The 21,905-nt window shown below is 68.4% G+C and carries 20 protein-coding genes; 14 read left to right on the top strand and 6 right to left on the bottom strand.

What is annotated here, in order from left to right; all coding sequences use genetic code 11:
- Window positions 1–10 precede the first annotated feature (10 nt).
- The 4 genes from BX604_RS04255 to BX604_RS04270 all read right to left on the bottom strand — a co-directional run bounded on the left by BX604_RS04255 (window position 11) and on the right by BX604_RS04270 (window position 3,246).
- A complete protein-coding gene (locus tag BX604_RS04255) occupies window positions 11–1,288 on the bottom strand; it encodes an MFS transporter (RefSeq protein WP_098549719.1) in 1,278 nt (425 codons plus the stop codon).
- 182 nt (window positions 1,289–1,470) lie between these two features.
- The gene (locus BX604_RS04260; protein ID WP_098549720.1) at window positions 1,471–2,052 is read right to left on the bottom strand and encodes a YceI family protein; all 582 of its coding nucleotides are present in this window, start codon (window positions 2,050–2,052) and stop codon (window positions 1,471–1,473) included.
- Window positions 2,053–2,116: 64 nt separating this feature from the next.
- A complete protein-coding gene (locus BX604_RS04265; protein WP_096505095.1) occupies window positions 2,117–2,677 on the bottom strand; it encodes a YceI family protein in 561 nt (186 codons plus the stop codon).
- 8 nt (window positions 2,678–2,685) lie between these two features.
- Window positions 2,686–3,246, bottom strand: coding sequence for a cytochrome b (locus tag BX604_RS04270; protein ID WP_098549721.1), 561 nt, complete (start codon window positions 3,244–3,246; stop codon window positions 2,686–2,688).
- Between the two features lie 259 nt (window positions 3,247–3,505).
- On the opposite strand from BX604_RS04270, the gene BX604_RS04275 reads away from it, so the two are divergent.
- From BX604_RS04275 to BX604_RS04310, 8 genes are all read left to right on the top strand, one after another.
- A complete protein-coding gene (locus BX604_RS04275; protein ID WP_098549722.1) occupies window positions 3,506–4,171 on the top strand; it encodes a paraquat-inducible protein A in 666 nt (221 codons plus the stop codon).
- Window positions 4,168–4,797: a paraquat-inducible protein A gene (locus tag BX604_RS04280; protein WP_098549723.1), complete on the top strand. Its 630-nt coding sequence runs from the start codon at window positions 4,168–4,170 to the stop codon at window positions 4,795–4,797. Before BX604_RS04275 ends, BX604_RS04280 begins: the two co-directional genes overlap by 4 nt.
- A complete protein-coding gene (locus BX604_RS04285; RefSeq protein ID WP_098549724.1) occupies window positions 4,790–6,409 on the top strand; it encodes a PqiB family protein in 1,620 nt (539 codons plus the stop codon). Before BX604_RS04280 ends, BX604_RS04285 begins: the two co-directional genes overlap by 8 nt.
- Entirely contained in the window at window positions 6,406–7,122 is a 717-nt protein-coding gene (locus BX604_RS04290; protein ID WP_098549725.1) for a PqiC family protein, read from the top strand. Before BX604_RS04285 ends, BX604_RS04290 begins: the two co-directional genes overlap by 4 nt.
- Before the next feature lie 488 nt (window positions 7,123–7,610).
- Window positions 7,611–9,734 carry a site-specific recombinase gene (locus tag BX604_RS04295; RefSeq protein WP_098549726.1) on the top strand — a complete coding sequence of 708 codons (2,124 nt, stop codon included), beginning with the start codon at window positions 7,611–7,613 and terminating at the stop codon, window positions 9,732–9,734.
- Window positions 9,735–9,899: 165 nt separating this feature from the next.
- Complete coding sequence (locus tag BX604_RS04300; RefSeq protein WP_098549727.1) at window positions 9,900–11,201, top strand: THUMP domain-containing class I SAM-dependent RNA methyltransferase; 1,302 nt, start codon at window positions 9,900–9,902, stop codon at window positions 11,199–11,201.
- A 305-nt stretch (window positions 11,202–11,506) separates the two neighbouring features.
- Window positions 11,507–11,917 (top strand): VOC family protein, encoded by a 411-nt coding sequence (locus BX604_RS04305; RefSeq protein WP_098549728.1) that lies wholly within the window; start codon window positions 11,507–11,509, stop codon window positions 11,915–11,917.
- A 73-nt stretch (window positions 11,918–11,990) separates the two neighbouring features.
- Window positions 11,991–12,677: a helix-turn-helix transcriptional regulator gene (locus BX604_RS04310; protein WP_098549729.1), complete on the top strand. Its 687-nt coding sequence runs from the start codon at window positions 11,991–11,993 to the stop codon at window positions 12,675–12,677.
- Between the two features lie 52 nt (window positions 12,678–12,729).
- On the opposite strand, the gene BX604_RS04315 is transcribed toward BX604_RS04310, so the two are convergent.
- The gene (locus BX604_RS04315) at window positions 12,730–13,653 is read right to left on the bottom strand and encodes a carbon-nitrogen hydrolase family protein (RefSeq protein ID WP_098549730.1); all 924 of its coding nucleotides are present in this window, start codon (window positions 13,651–13,653) and stop codon (window positions 12,730–12,732) included.
- A gap of 87 nt (window positions 13,654–13,740) precedes the next feature.
- Here BX604_RS04315 and BX604_RS04320 point away from each other — a divergent pair, with 87 nt between their 5' ends.
- From BX604_RS04320 to BX604_RS04335, 4 genes are all read left to right on the top strand, one after another.
- Window positions 13,741–14,661, top strand: coding sequence for a LysR family transcriptional regulator (locus BX604_RS04320; RefSeq protein WP_098549731.1), 921 nt, complete (start codon window positions 13,741–13,743; stop codon window positions 14,659–14,661).
- A gap of 192 nt (window positions 14,662–14,853) precedes the next feature.
- Window positions 14,854–15,363: an NUDIX hydrolase gene (locus BX604_RS04325; protein WP_098549732.1), complete on the top strand. Its 510-nt coding sequence runs from the start codon at window positions 14,854–14,856 to the stop codon at window positions 15,361–15,363.
- On the top strand, window positions 15,360–16,520 hold the full coding sequence (gene mnmA, locus BX604_RS04330; protein ID WP_098549733.1) for a tRNA 2-thiouridine(34) synthase MnmA: 1,161 nt from the start codon (window positions 15,360–15,362) through the stop codon (window positions 16,518–16,520). Before BX604_RS04325 ends, mnmA begins: the two co-directional genes overlap by 4 nt.
- Window positions 16,521–16,642: 122 nt before the next feature.
- Window positions 16,643–18,262: an FMN-binding glutamate synthase family protein gene (locus BX604_RS04335; protein ID WP_098549734.1), complete on the top strand. Its 1,620-nt coding sequence runs from the start codon at window positions 16,643–16,645 to the stop codon at window positions 18,260–18,262.
- 100 nt (window positions 18,263–18,362) lie between these two features.
- On the opposite strand, the gene BX604_RS04340 is transcribed toward BX604_RS04335, so the two are convergent.
- Window positions 18,363–18,977, bottom strand: a complete 615-nt coding sequence (locus BX604_RS04340; RefSeq protein ID WP_096506384.1) for a glutathione S-transferase family protein — start codon at window positions 18,975–18,977, stop codon at window positions 18,363–18,365.
- Between the two features lie 184 nt (window positions 18,978–19,161).
- On the opposite strand from BX604_RS04340, the gene BX604_RS04345 reads away from it, so the two are divergent.
- Both BX604_RS04345 and BX604_RS04350 read left to right on the top strand, forming a co-directional pair.
- Window positions 19,162–20,559 (top strand): aminopeptidase P N-terminal domain-containing protein, encoded by a 1,398-nt coding sequence (locus tag BX604_RS04345; protein ID WP_098549735.1) that lies wholly within the window; start codon window positions 19,162–19,164, stop codon window positions 20,557–20,559.
- A gap of 79 nt (window positions 20,560–20,638) precedes the next feature.
- Entirely contained in the window at window positions 20,639–21,826 is a 1,188-nt protein-coding gene (locus tag BX604_RS04350; RefSeq protein ID WP_098549736.1) for a UbiH/UbiF/VisC/COQ6 family ubiquinone biosynthesis hydroxylase, read from the top strand.
- The last annotated feature ends 79 nt before the right edge of the window (window positions 21,827–21,905 follow it).

The following is a 21,905-nucleotide window of genomic DNA, read 5'->3' on the forward strand; positions in this document are numbered from 1 at the left end:
GCGCGCCCGATCAGCGGAACCCGAACCGCCGGCGCAGCACGATCAGCGCCGCGAGGCTCAGCACGGCCGCGAACATCAGGTAGAAGCTCGGCGCGGTCTTCATCCCGGTCGCGCGGATCAGCCACGCGATGATGAACGGCCCGAAGCCGCCGAAGATCGTCACCGCGACGTTATACGCGAGCGACATCCCGGTCGTGCGCGTCTGCACCGGGAACACCTCGGACAACAGGCCCGGCAGCGCCGCGAAATAGCCGGTCATCAGGAACGCGAGCAGCACCTGCAGCGCGATCAGCGTGCCGAAGCCCGGATGCGCGACCAGATACGCGAACGCCGGATAGATCAGCACGAGAATGCCGACCGCCGGCGCGAGCATCACGCGCACGCGGCCGTAACGATCCGACCAATGGCCGACGAGCGGCGCGAACGCCATCTGGATCACGCCGACGACGAGGATCGCCGCGAACGCGGCGGACGGCGCGAGGCCGAGCTGCTTCACGCCGTAGGTCGGCATGAACAGCACGAGATAGGTCGCGACGGTGCCGAGCACCACCACGCCCATCGCCGCGACGAGTCGCGCCTTGTGCGACGCGAACGTGTCGCGCAACGGGCTCGCGGTGCTTTCGGCCGCGAGGAATTCGGGCGTCTCGTCGACTTTCGAGCGGATGTAGTACGCGACCGGCCCGAGCAGCAGCCCGAAGAAGAACGGCACGCGCCAGCCCCACGCGGCCATCTGGTCGGCCGTGAGCTGCGCGTTCAGCACGGTGCCGAAGCCGGCGGCGAGCAGCGTCGTGAGCCCCTGGCTCGCGACCTGCCAGCTCGCGAAGAAGCCGCGCCGGCCCGGCACGTGCTCGGCGAGGAACGCGGTCGCGCTGCCGAACTCGCCGCCGGCCGAGAAGCCCTGCATCAGCCGCGCGGCGACCAGGATCAGCGGCGCCGCGACGCCGATCGTCCCGTAGGTCGGCAGCACCGCGATGACCAGCGTGCCCGCCATCATCAGCAAGATCGACAGCGTGAGCGCGGCCTTGCGGCCCGCGCGGTCGGCGTACGCGCCGAGCACGATCGCGCCGAGCGGGCGCATGAAGAACGACACGCCGAACGTGCCGAGCGTGAGCAGCAGCGACACGGTGTCGTTGCCGGACGGGAAGAACAGCTTCGAGATCGTGACCGCGAAGAAGCCGTAGACGACGAGATCGAACCACTCGAGCGCGTTGCCGATCGACGCTGCGACCACCGCGCGCCACACGCGCGGTGACGAAGCAACGGAGCTGGATTGCGTGACGGCGTGCATCGGCGATCTCCTTGTCGTTGTACGTTCCGTGCGACGCGCCCGTTGCCGCGCCGCGAACTGTGCCGACGATTATAGGCGCGCAAAAAAAAGCCGCCGCGCCCCCTGGAAGGGAGCGCGGCGGCTGGCACGCGACGGGTCGACGAACCGAAGCATCAACGCAACGGCCGGCCCGGTCGGGCGCGTTACTGCTGCTTGATCGCTTCTGCGGTGATCAGCAGCTTCGTCTTCATCTTGAAGCCGTACTGCTTGCCGTAGTCGAGGCCGAAATCGTCGCGGTTGAATTCGCCGACCGCGTCGACGCCGCACACTTCACGCTTGAGCATCGGATGCGGCATGCACTTGAGCGAATCGATATTCAGCGTCAGCGGCTTCGTGACGCCATGCAGCGTCAGGTTGCCGACCACCGCCACCGGCTTGTCGCCGTCGAACTTGATCGTGCCCTTGTAGTTCGCCTGCGGGTACTTGGCGGCGTCGAAGAAGTCGGCGGTCTGCAGGTGCTCGTCGAGCTTCGCGCTGCCGGTGTGGATCGATGCGATGTCGGTCGTCACGTCGACCGTGCCGGTCTTTGCCGCGCGGTCGAGCGTCACGGTGCCGCTCGACTTGTCGAACTTGCCGCGCCAGACCGACAGGCCGCCGAAGTGGTCGGCCTCAAAGCTCGGGTACGTATGGCTCGGATCGAACTGGTACGTCACGCTCTCTGCGAATGCCGAGAACGACAGCGAAGCAGCCAGCGCGCCCGCGGCGATGATCAGATGCTTTTTCAACTCTTTCTCCTTGAGACGGCGCCGCGCCCTCGCGCGGCATTCGGGTCATGCGGCACCTCGTCGCTTACTTCGTGGCGACGAGATGGAACTTGATCTGCACTTCGTCCGCGACAACCGACGTGTCCTTCCACTCGCCGGTGCCGACGTTGAACGTCGAACGCTTGATCGGCAGCACACCGTCGAAGGTCTGCGTCGCGCCGTTCTGCGTGACGGTGACGGGCACCGTGACGGTCTCGGCCTTGCCCTTGATCGTCAGCTTGCCGGTCACGTTGTACTTGTTGCCGCCCGCCGGCGCGATCGCCGACGATACGAAGGTGGCCTGCGGGTACGTCTTCGCGTCGAACCAGTCCTTGCCCGCGACCTGGTCGTTGTACATCTTGTCGCCGAGGTCGTAGCTGGCCACGTCGATCGTCATTTGCGCGCTGCCCTGCGCGGCCTTCGCCGGGTCGAACTTCACCTGCGCGGAGAACTTCTTGAACGCGCCTTCGGTCGGCACGTTCATCTGCTTCGACACGGCGGACACCTTGCTCTTCGCAAGATCGACATCGGCGTGCGCCGCGGCCGACGCGACAAGTGACACCGCGGCGAACGCGGTCAGCATGGAGCGGGAGAAAGACACTTTCATGAGATCCTTCATTTGGCAAAGGGAAGCATTCGCGACAGCAAGCCGTCGCGGTCCAACACCTGGTGCTTGATCGCCGCGAGCACGTGCAGCGAGACGAGCGCAAGCAAAATGTAATTCAAAGACACGTGAAGCGTCTTGAAGGTTTCCTTCAGCACCGGATCGGGATCGATCAGGCGCGGCAGCGGCACGATGCCGAGGTAGACGACCGGAATGTTCGCCGCCGAGCTGTACAGGTAGCCGGTGACCGGAATCACGAGCATCAGCACGTACAGCAGGATGTGCACGCCGTGCGACACGGCACGCTGCCACGCGGGCGTATTGCCCGGCAGCGGCGGCGCCGCATGCGTCGCGCGCCACAGCACGCGCACGACGGCCAGCGCGAACGCGGTCACGCCGATCCACTTGTGCCACGAGAAGTACTTCAGCTTGGTCGGCGTGAAACCGGGAATGTCCGTCATCACCCAGCCCAGCGCGAAGCCGCAGACGATCAGCAGCGCGATCAGCCAGTGCAACGCGATCGCGGTCTGCGTATAACGTGTCGGCTTGGCCGACAGCGGATTCGGTGCCATCTTGGATTCCTCAGTTGAGCGAACGGCTGCGTCGGAAAATGCGTCCGACGCTTGTCAAGGGCGCCATGCTACCGCAACCTTTTGAAAGGCGCGGACTCTGAGAACAGGCGTGTCAGCGGGCCGCCATGTTTACGCCATGTTACCGATCAGTCACCCGGTAACCGATCGTTGACACGCCGAAAAAGGCGTTTTGGTAAGATTGGCGCGGGTTCCGGCCCCGTCGACGCGTCCCCCCGCCCGTCGCACAACCGCTTCTCCCATGCAACGATACGACCTGATTGCCTGTCACGAATGCGACGCACTGTTGCATAAACCGCGTCTCAGCGGCCGTGAAATCGCGCGCTGTCCGCGCTGCGACGCACTGCTTTACCGCAACAGCGCCGCGCAACTCGAGCGCATCTGCGCACTGGCACTCGCGGCACTGATCACGTTCGTCATCGCGCAGACGTTTCCGATCCTCGAAATGGACGTGAACGGCAATCGCGTGCAGACGACGCTGATCGGCGCGATCGATTCGCTGTGGCGCCAGGACATGGCGATCGTCGGCGTGATGGTGTTCTGCTCGACCGTGCTGTTTCCGCTCGTCGAGATGGCCGCGCTGCTGTACCTGCTGCTGCCGATGCGCCGCGGCGTCGTGCCGCCCGGCTTCAATGCCGTGCTGCGCGCGATCCAGCTCGTGCGCCCGTGGGGGATGATCGAGGTGTTCATGCTCGGCATCCTCGTGACGATCGTCAAGATGGTGAGCCTCGCGCGCGTCGTGCCGGAAGCCGCGCTGTTCGCGTTCGGCGCGCTCACGCTGATGATCGCCGTCGTGCTGATGTTCGATCCGCGCACGTTGTGGGACATCGCCGACGACCTGCGCGCCGGCCGCTCGCCCGCCGCGCCCGACGATGCCGCGCCGCTGCCGGAAGCCGCCCGCCGATGACGACCCCTACCGCCGCCCGCGAGGGCTACGCCAGCTGCCATGTCTGCGGGCTCGTGCAGACGATCGACGCGCCGCACGCACACTGCGCGCGCTGCGGCTCCGCGCTCCATTTCCGCACGCCGAACAGCGTGATGCGCACGTGGGCGCTGCTGCTCGCGGCCGTGATCCTGTACATTCCCGCGAACCTGCTGCCGATCATGCGCACGTCGTCGATCGTCGGCTCGCAGGAAGACACGATCATGAGCGGCGTCGTGCTGTTCTGGACCACCGGCGACTGGCCGCTCGCGGTCGTCGTGTTCGTCGCCAGTATCCTCGTGCCGATGCTCAAGCTCGGCGTGCTGACGATCCTCGTGATCAGCGCGCAGCGACGTACCGCATGGCGGCCGCTGCAGCGCACGCGCCTGTACCGGATCGTCGAGCGCATCGGCCGCTGGTCGATGCTCGACATCTTCGTCGTGACGCTGACCGTCGCGCTCGTCCATTTCCGTTCGCTCGCCGTCATCACGGCCGGCCCCGGCGCGCTCGCGTTCGGCTCGGTCGTGATCCTGACGATGCTCGCGTCGATGCAGTTCGATCCCCGCCTGATCTGGGATCCAGTCGAAACCTCAGGGAAACACCATGAATAGTCCGCAAGGCCCGCAGAACGACGCGTCCCGGCCGCCCGATCCGACGATCTCGACGAAAAGCGGCTGGCTGCCGTCGCTCGTCTGGCTCGTGCCGCTGATCGCCGCGCTGATCGGCATCGGCCTCGTGATCAAGTCCGTGCGCGAGCGCGGTCCGGAAGTCTCGATCAGCTTCCACAGCGCCGAAGGGCTCGAGCCGGGCAAGACCCAGGTCAAGTACAAGGACGTCGAGATCGGCATGGTCAAGACGATCAAGCTGTCGAAAGACCTGTCGCGCGTGCTCGTCCAGGTGCAACTGAAGAAGGAAGCCGAGGACTTCGCGGTCAAGGGTTCGCGCTTCTGGATCGTGCGTCCGCGCGTCGGCGCGACCGGCGTGTCGGGGCTCGGCACGCTGCTGTCGGGCGCGTACATCGGCGTCGATGCCGGCCGCGGGCAGGACTCGCAGACCGACTTCACCGGCCTCGAAACCCCGCCGGCCGTGACGGGCGACCAGAAGGGCACGCAATACGTGCTGCGCGGCGACTCGCTCGGCTCGGTCGACATCGGCTCGCCGATCTACTACCGCCGCGTGCAGGTCGGCCAGGTGGTCGGCTTCTCGCTCGACAAGGACGGCACGGGCGTCACCTTCAACGTGTTCGTCAATGCGCCGTACGACCAGTACGTCGGCGTGAACTCGCGCTGGTGGCAGGCGAGCGGCGTCGACCTGCGGCTCGATTCGAGCGGGCTGAAGCTGAACACGCAGTCGCTCGCGACGGTGATCCTCGGCGGCATCGCGTTCCAGACGCCGCCGAACCAGAGCAGCGGCGCAACCGCGCCGAACAATACGACGTTCCGCCTCGGCTCCGACGAGACCGACGCGATGCGCGATCCGGACGGCCAGCCGCTGCAGGTCGTGATGAATTTCAACCAGTCGCTGCGCGGGCTCGGCGTCGGCGCGCCAGTCGACTTCCGCGGCATCGTGCTCGGCGAAGTGACGAACATCGGCATCGACTTCGATCCGAAGACCAAGAACTTCCTGATGCCGGTGACGATGAACGTGTATCCGGAGCGGCTTGGTCCGCGCTTCCGCGAAACGATCGAGAGCAAGGGCGAACCGGCCCGTCGCGAGATCGTCGAGCGCCTCGTCAGGCACGGGCTGCGCGGCCAGCTGCGCACCGGCAACCTGCTGACGAGCCAGCTCTACGTCGCGCTCGACTTCTTCCCGAAGGCACCGGCCGCGAAGATCGACATGACGCGCCAGCCGCTCGAGCTGCCGACCGTGCCGAACACGCTCGACGAGTTGCAGTTGCAGGTCGCCGACATCGCGAAGAAGCTCGACAAGGTGCCGTTCGACCAGATCGGCGCGAACCTGAACAGCGCGCTGTCGAACGCCGACAAGCTGTTCAAGCAGCTCGACACGCAGGTCGCGCCGGAAGCACGCGACACGCTGTCGGCCGCGAAGCAGACCTTCTCGACCGCCGAGGCGACGCTGCAGCAGGATTCGCCGCTGCAGTCCGACGTGCGCGGCGCGCTGAAGGAACTCACGCGCACGCTGCAATCGCTGAACGCGCTCGCCGACTATCTGGAGCGCCATCCCGAATCGCTGATCAAGGGCAAGCCAGGAGACCAACAATGACGACGACACGCGTGAACGCGCTCGCGAGCGGCGCGGCGGCAATCTGCGCCGCGCTCGCGCTCGCCGCCTGCAGCTCGCCGCCCGCGCGGTTCTATACGCTGAGCCCCGCCGACGCCACGGCGGCCGTGCGCACCGCCCCCGCCAATCCGGCGTTCCTGATCGAGGTGCCGTCCGTCAGCGTGCCCGAACAGGTCGCGAAGAACCAGCTCGTCGTGCAGAAAAACGCGGCGCAGGTCGACGTGCTCGAGCAGGAACGCTGGGCCGCGCAGCCCGCCGACGAGATTCGCCGCGCGCTGTCGGACGATCTCGCCGCGCAGCTCGGCACGATCGACGTCGCGAACGCCGCGTATCCGCCCGGCGTGCCCGTCTATCGCATCAGCGTGAACGTGCAGCGCTTCGAATCGTGGCCCGGCAAGCGGGCGGCGATCGATGCGGTGTGGAGCGTGCGTTCGCTCGCCACGCAGGCGGTGATGACGTGCCGCACGAGCGTCGCGGAACCCGTCGCCGACGGTTACGACGCACTCGTCGCCGGCCACCGGCGCGCGCTCGACGTGATTGCATCGCAGGCCGCGGCCGGCGTGCGCGCCATGGCGGCACAGCGCGGTACGGCGGCCGCATCCGGCAGCAAGAAGGCCACTGCACCCGTGGTGCCGTGCCCGGCCAACCCGACGGCCGGCGGCGACGCGGGCGCGACGGGCAAGTCCGGCGCATAGGCGCACGACGCACGGGCGAACGTGTGATGCGTTCGTCCGTGCGGCTGCCACAGCCTGGCGGCGTATCCGATAACAGGCATCGGCAGTCGCACGCGCGCGCCCTGCCCTCGGCGACACGATCGGCGTCGCCGCGCATGCATCGGCCGAACGGCCGCTTTGCATTGTTTGTCAAAATCTGCCGGAACCGGCGCCACGCCACACGGTCGGCTTGCGTTTTCGCGCCCGATTGACGATCCTACGCACGTTCAGGCTCGCGCCGCCCGTCCGTCGTGCGCGTCAGCCAGCGGCAATCGGGCCGTGTCCGGTCCGATCGTCGCGTCTCCCGGGGCTCGCACGCGTATCCGCGTGCACCGCATCGGGGCAGCCGCATCGCGGGTCGTCACGCATCGCCCGGCAACCCGACAGCCTCATCCGTTCTCCCCGGCGCCGCGCCGCCTTCCCGGCCGGCATCCCGAACCCGCCCGTCCAGGGCTTTCGCTATTCCGTTTATGTTTCGTTCCCTGACGACCCTGATCAAGAAGTGGCGCGCGTCGCGCAATGCGGGCCACCAGCTCGACGCCCTGCTCGCGCACGCCGACGCGGACGCGTCGTACGCCGAGCGCAGCGAATGGCTGATCGAGCTCGCGCACTGGCTGCGCCGCAACGGCGCGATGCAGGCCGCGCAGGATGCGCCCGACGAACGCGACGTCGGCAGCCGCGCATATCCGGCGCACGCGCGGCTGCGCTACCTGTTCCACGTGCTCGACCGCAATCCCGCGTGGAAGTCGCATGCCGGACGCATCGTGCGCGGCATCCTGCGCGAATGCGACGGCATCTCGCTGCTGTGCGACGCCGGCATGCCGGTGCACTCCGGTTTCTTCGGCGCGCTGTTCGAGCGGATCGACTCGTCGCTGATCCCGCCCGCGCCGAACCGCCGCGAGCTGACGGCGCTGTTCACGCTGATGTTCCCGACGCCGGAAGACGCGCAATGGATCGACGCGCTGCCCGACGACCTGCTCGCCCGCCTCGCCGAGCTGATCTCGTTCGACGTCACCGACGCAGAACGTCACGAGCCGGGCTCGTTCTCGCGCGACCTGCTGGCCGCGCTGCACAACCTGACCTGCCAGATCAGCTCGACCGGCCTGTCGCAGACGGTGCGCAGCCGCCTGTCCGACGACGACGCGCGCAAGCCGCTCGAAACGCAGCCGTTCTACCGCCTCACGCGTGCGATGCTCGCGGTCGAGACCACACACGCGGCCGTCGAGGACGGCGGCGACCCGAACAAGCTGCTGCACGAGGTGAACTACCTGCGCGTGCTGCTCGACGAATGCCGGATCGCGGTCGACGACGTGTTCGCGCATCTGTACCGCAACGGCGTGTCGGTCGACATCGTGTTCCAGGTCGAGCGCATGCGCATGCGGATCCAGCGCGCCGAGATGCTGCTCAACGCGTGGATGGCCCGCGACGACCTGCGCGGCATGGCGCGCCTGACCGCCGAGCTGGTCGACGCGAACCAGAACAGCCAGAGCGTGTCGCACCTCGTGCGCAGCAACTTCTCGCTGTTCGCGCGCAAGCTCGTCGAGACCAACGCGGACACCGGCGAGCACTACATCTCGCGCGGCCGCGCCGAGTATCTGAAGATGCTGCGCATGGCCGCGGGCGGCGGCCTCGTCACCGTCGCGACGGTCTGCGTGAAGTTCGCGATCACGGGCGCGCACCTGCAGTCGATGCTCGAAGGGCTGCTCGCCGGCGTCAACTATGCGGCGAGCTTCATGCTGATGCACTTCCTGCACTTCACGCTCGCGACCAAGCAACCCGCGATGACCGCGCCGACGCTCGCGCGCGAGCTCGACGACACCGGCCATGAGGAAGGCGTGAAGGCGTTCGTCGCGTCGGTGATCGCATTGATCCGCACGCAGGCCGCGGCGATCTCCGGCAACGTGCTCGTCGTGCTGCCCGTGTGCCTGCTCGTGCAGCTGTTCGCGGGCAACGTGCTGCACGCGAACCTGATCTCGCCGGAGAAGGCGCACGCGACGCTGCACTCGTTCTCGCTGGTGGGCCCGACGCCGTTCTATGCGGCGCTCACGGGCGTGCTGCTGTGGGCATCGAGCCTGCTCGCGGGCTGGGCCGACAACTGGTTCGTGCTGCACCGGGTCGGCGACGCGCTCGCGTACAACCGCCGGCTGCGGCTCACGCTCGGCGTGGCCGGCGCCGCGAAGCTCGCGCACTTCTGCCGCTCGAACGTCGCGGGCGTGGTCGCGAACGTCGGCCTCGGCCTGATGCTCGGCCTGATCCCGGCGATCGTCACGGTGTTCCTGTTCCCGTTCGAAGTGCGACACGTGACACTGTCGGCCGGCTCGATCGGCATCGCGCTCGGCGTGCTCGGCAAGGACGCGTTGAGCACGCCCGAGCTGTGGTGGGCATGCGCCGGCGTGCTGAGCATGGCGATCCTCAACGTGCTCGTGAGCTTCGCGCTCGCGTTCACGATGGCCGTGCGTTCGCGCAGCCTGCGTCGCACCAAGGTGCGCGCGCTGGTCGTCGCGATCGTCCGCACGATGCTGTCCAAGCCGTCCGCGCTGTTCTGGCCGGCCAGCGGCCCCGCCGCGCAGGCCGGCCAGCACGGCTCGCACTGAGCGCCCGACGCCCGCGCGGCGCCCCGCCGGGCCGGGACGCGCGGGCCACCCGGCGCGCGCATGCGGCCTGCTTCCCGGCGCCCTCGCCCCGAATCGGACGCAACGCCGGCTCCGGCCGCCCGCGCCGCGTACAATAGTGGACTTTTGCACGTCCTCACCCGCCTTATGTCCTCGCCCACCCTGTACGAATTCTTCGCTCCCTGCCCGCGCGGCCTCGAAGCGGCGCTTGCCGCCGAGCTGGCCGAGATCGCCGGCCGTCATCTGAACGGCGCGCCGTTCACCGCGGGCGCGCAGGTGCCGGGCGGCGTTCATTTCCGCGGCGGCTGGGCCGCCGGCATGGCCGCCAACCTCCATTCGCGGATCGCGAGCCGGATCCTGCTGAAGATCGCGCACGGCCCGTACCGCAACGAACAGGACGTCTACGCGCTCGCGCTCGAGCAGCCGTGGGAACGCTGGTTCGCGTCGACGCAGACGCTGCGCATCGACATCACCGCGATCAAGTCGCCGCTGAAAAGCCTCGAATTCACGACGCTGCGCGTGAAGGATGCGATCTGCGACCGGATGCGCGACAAGACCGGCTCGCGGCCGAGCATCGACACCGGTGCGCCGGACGTGCGCGTGTTCGCGTTCCTGACGGCCACCGAATGCACGCTGTACCTCGATACGTCGGGCGAGCCGCTGTTCAAGCGCGGCTGGCGTCTCGACAAGGGCGCGGCGCCGCTGCGCGAGAACCTCGCGGCCGGCATCCTGCGCCTGACGGGCTGGACGCCCGGCACGGCGCTGTACGACCCGATGTGCGGCAGCGGCACGTTCCTCGCGGAAGCCGCGCAGATCGCGCTCGGCGTGGCGCCGGGCGTCGAGCGCCGGTTCGGCTTCGAAAAGCTCAAGCAGTACGACATCACCGCATGGCAGGGCCTGAAGGTCCCGGCCCTCGACGCGAAGCGCGCGGCGCGCGGCAAGCGCGATGCGCTCGGCGTGTACGGCAGCGACATCTCCGGCGACATGCTCGAGAAGGCGCGCGCGAACCTCGAACGCGCGGGCGTGCCGTCGGTATGGCTCAAGCAGGTCGACGCGCGCGGGATGACGCCGCCGTGCGACGGCCCGGGCATCATCCTCGCGAACCCGCCGTACGGCGAGCGGATCGAAGTGCGCGGCCGCAGCGCACGCGGCGAAGTGCGCGAAACGGGCCGCAACCGCGGCAACGACGACGCCTTCCGCCGCACCCACACCGACGCGCCGGACAGCGAGTTCTTCAACTCGCTCGGCGATGCGCTCAAGCAACGCTTCACCGGCTGGCAGGCGTTCCTGCTGACGTCGGACCGTTCGCTGCCGGGCCAGTTGCGGCTGCGCGAATCGGCGAAGACGCCGCTGTTCAACGGCGCGCTCGAATGCCGGCTGTTCCGCTTCGACCTGATCGCGGGCAGCGTGAAGGCACGCCCGGCGGCCACGCCGGAAGGCGACGCATAACGCGCAAGATACGCACGACGGCCGCTGCGGCCGCCTGCTGACACCCTCACGACGCCCGGCACCCGCCGGGCGTTTTGCTTTGCGCGACGCCGATGCGCGCGGTGCCGCCCCTGGGCGCCCGCCAATCCGCCCGCCCGCGCGGCGCCACCCGGCCGGACGCCACCGCAACCGCCGATCGAAACCGCCTGGTGTCAGCACCGCGATGACTACTGACAGCACGCTGTCAGCAGCACGCGATCACACTGCAATCCCGGCGCAATGCAAGGCTGGTTTCCATCAAGAACGCGAACAACAAGGAGCTCGTCGTGACGTCCGCAACTGCAACTGCACCCGCAACCCTGGAACGCGCGATCGCGTGGTTCGATATTCCGTCCCTGGATTTCGATCGCGCGATCCGTTTTTACGAAACCGTGCTGCAAACCACGCTGCAGCGCGAAGTCATCGGCGGCGTGCCGATGGCCATGTTCGATCACGAAGCGTCGAGCACGGGCGGTAGCATCGTGTTCGATCCGCAGCAGATGAAGCCGAGCGCGAACGGCGTGCTCGTGTACCTGAACGCCGGCGAATCGGTCGTCGCGGCGCTCGAACGCGTGAAGCGCGCGGGCGGCATCGTGCAGGGCACGGTCGTCGAGCTGCCGAACAACTACGGTTACATCGGCTATCTGATCGATACCGAAGGCAACCGCGTCGGCCTGCACGCGCCGAAATGCCACTGAGCGCACCGACGATCGGGCCGGCGCAGCGCTATCATCGCGAAGTCCCCGTAGCCGTTGGAGTCGAGGTGCAGCCATGACGCGCCGTGCCGACCGTCTGTTCCAGATCGCCGAGCTGTTGCGCGGACGGCGTCTGACGACCGCGCAGCAGCTCGCCGACTGGCTGTCGGTGTCGCCGCGCACGGTCTATCGCGACGTGCGCGACCTGCAACTGTCAGGGGTGCCGATCGAAGGCGAAGCCGGCATCGGCTACCGGCTGAACCGCAACGCGAGCCTGCCGCCGCTCACGTTCACCGCCGAGGAGCTCGCGGCGCTCGCGGTGGGCGCGCGCATGCTCGAGACCTGGGGCGGCGCGCGCTTTGCGGGCGGCGCCCGCTCGGCGCTCGCGAAGATCGCGTCCGCGATGCCGGCCGACAAGCGCACGGCGCTCGATCGCCTGCCGGTGTTCGCGCCGTCGTTCCACATCGACGAGACGTTTTGCGGGAAGGTCGACGCGATCCACCAGGCGGTCGACACGCGTCACATCGTCAGCTTCGGCTACCGCGACCGGCTCGGCGCCCATACGCAACGCCGCGTGTGGCCGCTCGGGCTCGTCTACTGGGGCGGACGCTGGACGATCGGCGCGTGGTGCGAGCTGCGCGACGACTTCCGCACCTTCGACATCGCGCGGATGGGCGACATCACCGTGCACGAGCAGTTTCCCGACATGGAAGGACGGCGCATCGCCGACTACATGCGGATCGCGGAAGCGCCGATGCGCTGACGCGCGCCGCCGACATTCGTTCGCCGGGGCGTACGCGCCCCGGCAACACCGATCATTCCCCGAACACCACCGAACGCTTCGGCCGCTCGTCGACGTGCAGCGAAAACACGTCGGCGCGCGCATAGTGCCCCACCACGTCGAAGTCATAACGCGCACGCACCAGTTCGTCGGTATCGATGCGCGCGGTCACGAGCCCGGGCTCGCCGATCAGCGGCTCCGTCAGCAGGTCGCCGAGCGGCCCGACGATCACGCTGCCGCCGCGGATCAGCGGCCGTTCGGGATCCCAGCCCGGCACGTCGATGCCGAGCGCGCGCGGCGACGGCTGTACCTGGCATGCGCTCACGACGAAACAGCGTCCTTCGTGCGCGATGTGCCGCATCGAGCTTTGCCACAGATCGCGCTCGTCGACGGTCGGCGCGCACCAGATCTGCACGCCTTTCGCATACATCGCGCAGCGCAGGAGCGGCATGTGGTTCTCCCAGCAGATCGCGGCGCCCGCGCGGCCCGCCGCGGTGTCGACCACCGGCAGCGTCGAGCCGTCGCCCTGCCCCCAGATCAGCCGTTCGGTGCCGGTCGGCATCAGCTTGCGGTGCTTCGCGACGAGCCCGTCGCGCGGATCGAAAAAGAGCGCCGTGCAGTACAGCGTGCTGCCGCCGCGCTCGATCACGCCGACCACGAGGCTCGCGCCCGTGCGCTGCGACAGCGCGGCCAGTTCGTCGGTTTCCGGCCCCGGCACGTCGATCGCCTGCGCGGCGTAGCGTGCATACGCATCGCGCCCCTCGGGCAACCGGTAGCCGAGCCGCGTGCCGAAGATCTCGCCCTTCGGATAGCCGCCGAGCACGGCCTCGGGCAACACGACGAGCGATGCGCCGCTGTCGCGGATCGCGGCTTCGTAACCGAGGATCGTGTCGAGCGTGGCGCGCGTGCCGGCGGGCGATGCGCCGATCTGCAGCGCGGCGATGACTGAGGTGGACATGAGGGCGTCTCCGGGTGAATGGGCTGAGGGTGACGCCATCTTTATCGATATGATGTCATCTATCAAATCAATACAACGATATCTGACATGAATGTAAATGATATCTCCAACCTCGACCTGAACCTGCTGAAGGTGTTCGAGGCGCTGTACGAAGAAGGCGGCGCGAGCCGCGCGGCGCTGCGGCTCGGCCTCACGCAGTCCGCCGTCAGCGCGGCGCTCGCGCGGCTGCGCGTGATCTATGCCGATCCGCTGTTCGTGCGCACCGGCCGCGGCCTCGCGCCGACGCCGCGCGCGGACGAGCTGAAGCCGATCCTGTCCGATGCGCTCGACCGCTGCCGCGAAAGCCTCGCGATCGCAGCCGACGGCGGCGAGCGCGTCGGCCGCACGATCTCGATCGGGCTGTCGGACGACTTCGAGATCGCGCTCGGCCGTGCGCTGATCGACGCGGTCGCGCAGGACGCCGCGGGGATCCGGCTGATCTTCCGGCAGACGCACAGCGGCATCGCCGGCGACGCGCTGCTGCGGCACGGCGTCGATCTCGCGATCGCGTCGGGCGGGTTTTCGGCGAACGGGCTCAGCCGGCGCGCGGTCGCGACAGGCGGCTACGCGTGCCTGCTCGATCCGGCCGGCGGCGCTCGAGCGCCGCGCACGCTGGCGCTCGACGATTTCCTGCAGCGCGACCACCTGCTCGTGTCGTCCGGCGGCGTGATCGGAATCGTCGACGAGGCGCTGGCCGCGCTCGGTCACAAGCGGCGCGTCGCGGCGTCGACCACGCATTTCGCCGCGCTGCCGTACCTGCTCGCCGGCTCCGGTGCGGTGGCGACGATTCCGGCGCACGCCGCGCGCGCGATCGCGCAATCGACGTCGCTGCGCGCGCTCGCGTGCCCGGTCGAGCTGCCGCGCTACCCGGTGGAGATCGGCTGGCGCACGAGCACGCAGCGCGACCCGGCGATCGTCCGCGTGCGGGATACGATTGCCGCGTGCGTCGCCCGGATCGTCGCGCCGTGAAAAACGGGGCACGATTCAGCGATGATTGCGGGGCGCCCCGTCCCCGGCTCGCCGCTGCCACCGGCAGGCTGCGCCACCCATGTGCGACGCAGCGATGCGGGCGACTCGCCTGCGCCGGACGAACGCTCAGGGTCGGATTCGTCTAACCACATGGCCGGCAGCGTCCGGGCGCAACCGGTAAAATGCCGAACCATGAAACCCGAAATCTGGACCCCGCACGTGACCGTTGCAGCGCTGATCGAGCGCGCCGGCCGCTTTCTCGTGATCGAGGAAGAAACCTCGACGGGCCTGCGCATCAATCAGCCGGCCGGCCATCTCGAAGCCGGCGAGACGCTCGCCGACGCCGTGATCCGCGAGACGCTCGAGGAAACCGCGCATCCGTTCGTCCCCGACGCGCTCGTCGGCGTTTATCTCGCGCACTACGAGCGCCCCGGCACCGCCGGCGCGACCTATCTGCGCTTCACGTTCTGCGGCACGGTCGGCGAGCCGTTGCCGGGTCACGCGCTCGACGACGGCATCATCCGCACGCTGTGGATGAGCGCCGACGAACTGCGCGCCTGCAGCGAGCGGCACCGCTCGCCCGCGGTGATGCGCTGCGTCGACGACTATCTCGCCGGGCGGCGCATTCCGCTCGATTTCGTGCACACGCATTCGGTCGCGCCGCGTCCGGACACATTCGACCGTCAGGCGGTGAACAAATGAGCAAGCGCCGTGTAGTAGTGGGCATGTCGGGCGGCGTCGATTCGTCGGTGACCGCGTGGCTGTTGAAGGAACAGGGGTACGACGTGGTCGGCCTGTTCATGAAGAACTGGGAAGACGACGACGACGGCGAATACTGCTCGACGCGCCAGGACTGGATCGACGTCGTGTCGGTGGCCGACCTGATCGGCATCGACGTGGAAGCCGTGAACTTCGCGGCCGAATACAAGGACCGCGTGTTCGCCGAATTCCTGCGCGAATACTCGGCCGGCCGCACGCCGAACCCGGACGTGCTGTGCAACGCCGAGATCAAGTTCAAGGCGTTCCTCGATCACGCGATGTCGCTCGACGCGGAAATGATCGCGACGGGCCACTATGCGCGCGTGCGCGAGCGCGACGGTCGCTTCGAACTGCTGAAGGCGTTCGATCATACGAAAGACCAGTCGTACTTCCTGCACCGGCTGAACCAGGCGCAGTTGTCGAAGACGATGTTCCCGCTCGGCGAGATCCCGAAGACGAAGGTGCGCGAGATCGCCGCGCAGATCGGGCTGCCGAACGCGAAGAAGAAGGATTCGACCGGCATCTGCTTCATCGGCGAACGGCCGTTCCGCGACTTCCTGAACCGCTATCTTCCGACGAAACCCGGCCCGATGAAGACGGCGGACGGCAAGGTCATCGGCGAGCATATCGGCCTCGCGTTCTATACGTTCGGCCAGCGCAAGGGCATCGGCCTCGGCGGCAGCAAGGACGGCAGCGGCGAACCGTGGTTCGTCGCCGCGAAGGACATCGCGTCGAACACGCTGTACGTCGTGCAGGGCCACGACCATCCGTGGCTGCTGTCGCGGCAGCTCGTCGCCGGCAACGTGAGCTGGGTCGCGGGCGAACCGCCGGCCGCAGGCTTCTCGTGCGGCGCGAAGACCCGCTACCGGCAGGCCGATGCGGCATGCACATTCGGCGTCGCGGCCCCCGGCCCGGCAGGCGAAGCGCGCTTCTCGCTCGCGTTCGACGATGCGCAGTGGGCGGTCACGCCCGGCCAGTCGGCCGTGCTGTACGACGGCGAAATCTGCCTCGGCGGCGGCATCATCGAGTCCGCGGCCACCGGCCAGCCCGGTCAGGCCGCCCCCGAAGGCCACCTGCCGGCGCTCGCCGACGCACGCTGACATCCATTCGGTTTAGACTTGCGGCACGCCGCGCCCGGCGGAACACGATTCCGTCGCAGCCGGCGCGCCGCCTTCGCAGCGTACGCATGGCGGCATTTCAAGATTCTTACGGAGTCCCCCCCATGCTTTCTCGACGCTACCTCGCGATGTGGTGTGCCGTCCTGCTGCTCATCGCGGCGGCCGCACTCGCGTCGGCCCACATGCTTTCCTGGCTGTGGATCCTCATCCCCATCGCCCTCGTCGCGCTCGGCGTGTACGACCTGAATCAGGACCGTCACGCGATCCTGCGCAATTACCCGCTCTGGGGCCACTTCCGCTTCCTGTTCGAATTCATCCGACCTGAAATCCGCCAGTACTTCGTCGAGGACGACACCGACGAAAAGCCGTTCTCGCGCGCGCAGCGCAGTCTCGTCTACCAGCGCGCGAAGAACGTCGCGGACAACCGTCCGTACGGCACCGAGCTGAACGTGAAGGCCGTCGCGCACGAATGGATCAGCCATTCGCTCGCGCCGACGAAGCTGCCGAACCACGATTTCCGCATCCGCGTCGGTGCGAACCGCGCGCAGCCGTACGACATCTCGATCTTCAACATCTCGGCGATGAGCTTCGGCTCGCTGTCCGCGAACGCGATCCGCTCGCTGAACCTCGGCGCGAAGAAAGGCGGTTTCGCGCACGACACCGGCGAAGGCTCGCTGTCGAAGTACCACCGCGAAAACGGCGGCGACATCATCTGGGAAATCGCGTCGGGCTACTTCGGCTGCCGCAACGACGACGGCACGTTCAACCCGGACAAGTTCGCGAAGCAGGCCGCCGAGCCGCAGGTCAAGATGATCGAGATCAAGCTGTCGCAGGGCGCGAAGCCGGGTCACGGCGGCGTGCTGCCGGCCGCGAAGATCACGCCCGAGATCGCCGAGACGCGCGGCGTGCCGATGGGCAAGGACTGCATCTCGCCCGCCACGCACTCGGAATTCTCGACGCCGCGCGGGCTGCTCGAATTCGTCGAGCGGCTGCGCACGCTGTCGGGCGGCAAGCCGACCGGCTTCAAGCTGTGCATCGGCCATCCGTGGGAATTCTTCGGGATCGCGAAGGCGATGGTCGAAACCGGCATCGTGCCTGACTTCATCGTCGTCGACGGCGCGGAAGGCGGCACCGGCGCGGCGCCGCTCGAATTCACCGACCACGTCGGCGTGCCGCTGCAGGAAGGGCTGCTGCTGGTGCACAACACGCTCGTCGGGATCGGCGTGCGCGACCGCGTGAAGATCGGCGCGAGCGGCAAGATCATCACCGCGTTCGACATCGCGCGCACGCTCGCGATCGGCGCGGACTGGGTGAACTCGGCGCGCGGCTTCATGTTCGCGGTCGGTTGCATCCAGGCGCAGCACTGCCACACCGACCGCTGCCCGACCGGCGTCGCCACGCAGGACCCGGTGCGCCAACGCGCGCTCGTCGTGCCGGACAAGGCCGAGCGCGTATACAACTTCCACCGCAACACGCTGCATGCGCTGCAGGAGCTCGTGCAGGCGGCCGGCCTCGGCCATCCGTCCGAGCTGCGCGCGCATCACATCGTGCAGCGCGTCGCGCCGCACGAGGTGCGGCTGATGTCGCAGTTGCTGAAGTACCTGAAGCCGGGCGCGCTGCTCGACGGCCAGACCTGCGGCTATACGCTGTACGACAAGTGGTGGCCGATCTCGCGCAGCGATTCGTTCGTGCTCGGCGAGAGCGTCTACGCGTCGATCGAGTAACGTCGGATGCACAGGATCGCCAGTCGCCCGGGCGGTCCGCCAAAACAAAAGCGCCCCGCGGGGCGCTTTTTTTGTCTGCTCAATACGCAGCCGGCGGTGCTCAGCCCTGCGGCAGCGTGTCGGCGAACGTCTGACGCTGCGACAGCTTCGCGAAATGCTTGTCGAGGTTCGGGTGGTGATCGCGCCAGTTCAGCTCGGGCATCCGGAAGTCGAGGTAGCCGAGCGCGCAGCCGAGTGCGATGTCGGCGAGCGTGTAATGATTACCGACGCACCACGTCTTGCCGCCGAGGCCCTGCGACATCGCGACGAGACCATCGTCGATCTTGCGCTGCTGACGCGCGATCCAGCTCGCGCTGCGCTGCGCTTCGTCGCGCAGCGTGTATTCGAGACGGATCGCGACCGAGGCGTCGAGCACGCCGTCGCCCAGCGCTTCCCAGCAACGCACTTCGACGCGCTCGCGCCCCGACGGCGGAATCAGCTTGCCGACCGGCGACAGCGTATCGACGTATTCGCAAATCACGCGGGAATCGAACACCGCGGCACCATCCTCCATCACGAGACACGGGACCTTGCCGAGCGGATTCGATGCATGAATGTCCGTCTCCGGCGCCCACACGTTCTCGAGCTCCAGCTTGTAGTCGATCTTCTTTTCGGCGAGCACGATCCGCGCCTTTCGGACGTACGGGCTGCTGAGCGAACCGATTAATTTCATCATCTGCCTTTCTAAGGGAACCGCCGAGAGTATACGTTGTCGCCGATCATAACCGGCAGGCGTGGCCGGGTAGAAAATCGGCCGTCCGGCCTGTGGATGGTTTGCAACAGCCGCCGCCCGGCCCCTTCCGGCGCGGCTCTCGGCCGCCCCTTTCACGCGCCGCGTCCGGCGGCGCTACAATCGCACGATGAATGCGCCCCTCGATACCGCCATCGCCGTCGACGTCTACCGCCAGCGCCGTGAACGCGTGCTTGCCGCACTGCGTGCCGCCGGCGGCGGCGTCGCCATCGTCCCCACCGCACCGGAAATCCTGCGCAACCGCGATACGGCATTCCCGTACCGGTTCGACAGCTACTTCCATTACCTGACAGGATTCACCGAGCCCGATGCCGTGCTCGTGCTGAACGCCGCCGCGCCGCATGGCGCGCCGGAATCGATCCTGTTCTGCCGTGCGAAGAATGCCGATCGCGAGATCTGGGAAGGGTTCCATTACGGGCCCGAAGCCGCGCGCGACGCGTTCGGTTTCGACTCGGCCTACGCGGTCGACGTGATCGACACCGAGATACCGCGCCTGCTCGCCGACGCGGGCACCGTGCACTACCGGTTCGGCGCATCGGCCGACTTCGAGCGCCAGCTCGCCGGCTGGATCGACACGGTACGCGCACAGGCCCGCACGGGCGTCGCCGCGCCGGACGCGCTGCTCGACCTCACGCCGCTGCTCGACGACATGCGGCTCATGAAGGACGAGCACGAACTCGCGATCATGATGCGCGCCGCGCACATCTCCGCACTCGCGCATCGCCGCGCGATGCAGGCGTGCCGCCCGGGGATCCGCGAATACGAACTCGAGGCCGAGCTGCTGTATATGTTCCGCAAGCATGGCGCGCAGGCGCCCGCGTACGGCTCGATCGTCGCGGCCGGCGCGAATGCGTGCGTGCTGCACTACCCGGCCGGCAACGCGGCCGCGCAGGACGGCGACCTGATCCTGATCGACGCCGCGTGCGAACTCGACGGCTACGCGTCGGACATCACGCGCACGTTCCCGGCCAACGGGCGCTTCTCGCCCGCGCAGCGCACGCTGTACGACATCGTGCTCGCCGCGCAGCAGGCTGCGATCGACGCGACGCGCGCGGGCGTACCGTTCGAGGCACCGCACGACGCGGCCGTGCGCGTGCTGGCGCAGGGGCTGCTCGACACCGGCATCATTCCGAAAACGCGCTTCTCGAACGTCGACGACGTGATCGCGGAGCGCGCGTACGCGCGCTTCTACATGCACCGCACCGGCCACTGGCTCGGCATGGACGTGCACGATTGCGGCGACTACCGCGAGCGGCTCGCCGCGCGCGACGCGAACGGCATGCTGCCGTGGCGCACGCTGAAGCCCGGCATGACGCTCACCGTCGAACCGGGCCTGTACGTGCGCGCCGCCGACGACGTGCCGGCCGAATACTGGAACATCGGCATCCGCATCGAGGACGATGCGATCGTGCGCGAGCACGGCTGCGAGCTGATCACGCGCGACGTCCCCGTTGCGGCGGCCGAGATCGAGGCGCTGGTGCGCGCGGGCGCGGCGCACGGCGCATGAGCCGGCCGCTGCCCCTTCGTCGACCGGCAGCCGGCCGCCGTCGGCTGCCGTTGACCGTTACCCCGTTTCACGCACATTGATGACAACCGCTTCCTCCCCGGCCACGCCGGACTACGACCTCGCCATCGTCGGCGCGGGCCCCGTCGGGCTCGCGCTCGCCGGCTGGCTCGCACGGCGCAGCGCGACACGGCACGCGTCGATCGCGCTGATCGACGCGCGCGAACCGGCCGCGAGCGCGAACGATCCGCGCGCGATCGCCGTGTCGCACGGCAGCCGCGTGCTGCTCGACACGCTCGCGTGGCCCGGCGACGCGACGCCGATCGAACACATCCACGTTTCGCAGCGCGGCCATTTCGGCCGCACGCTGATCGACCGCGACGAGCACGACCTCGCCGCGCTCGGTTACGTCGTGCGCTACGGGTCGATCGTGCAGGCGCTCGCGGGCGCGGTGCACGGCACGCGCGTCGACTGGCTCACGTCGACCACCGCACGCGCACCGCAGCAGGACGCCGACGGCGTCACGCTGACGCTCGACGGCCCGCAAGGCGAGCGCACGCTGCGCACGCGCATCGTCATCAACGCCGAAGGCGGGCTGTTCCACGAACGGCAGGCCGATACCGGCAAACACCAGCGCGACTACGGACAAACCGCGATCGTCGGCACGGTCACGGTGTCGGCACCGCGCCCGCGCGTCGCATGGGAACGCTTCACGCACGAAGGCCCGCTCGCGCTGCTGCCGCTCGGCGGCCCGCGTCAGGCCGAATACTCGCTCGTGTGGTGCTGCACGCCCGACGAAGCGGCACGCCGCGCCGCGCTGCCCGACGACGCGTTCCTGCGCGAACTCGGCATGGCATTCGGCGAGCGCATGGGCCAGTTCGTCGCGGTCGCCGGGCGCGCGTCGTTCCCGCTCGGGTTGAACGCCGCGCAAACGCTCGTCAGCGGACGCATCGCGATCGTCGGCAACGCCGCGCAAACGCTGCATCCGGTCGCGGGCCAGGGGCTCAACCTCGGGTTGCGCGATGCGCATACGCTCGTCGATGCGCTGTCCGCGCAAGGCCTCGAAGCGACGGCGCTCGCCTCCTTCAACGCGCGGCGCGCGCTCGACCGCCGCTTCACGATCGGCGCAACCGACACGCTTGCGCGCCTGTTCACGGTCGATGCCGGCCCGCTTCCGCTGCTGCGCGGCGCGGCGCTCACCGCGCTCGAATTCGTGCCGCCGCTCAAGAAGGCCATCGCGCGCCAGATGATGTTCGGCCAGCGCAACTGACGCGCGCCGCGCCGCGCATTGCGCGCGGCCGGGCCACTCAAACCGGGTCAAATCGGCGGGGCATGGGAATACGGTAAAA

It is taken from the genome of Burkholderia sp. JKS000303 (assembly GCF_002563755.1).
GTDB lineage: Bacteria > Pseudomonadota > Gammaproteobacteria > Burkholderiales > Burkholderiaceae > Burkholderia > Burkholderia anthina_B.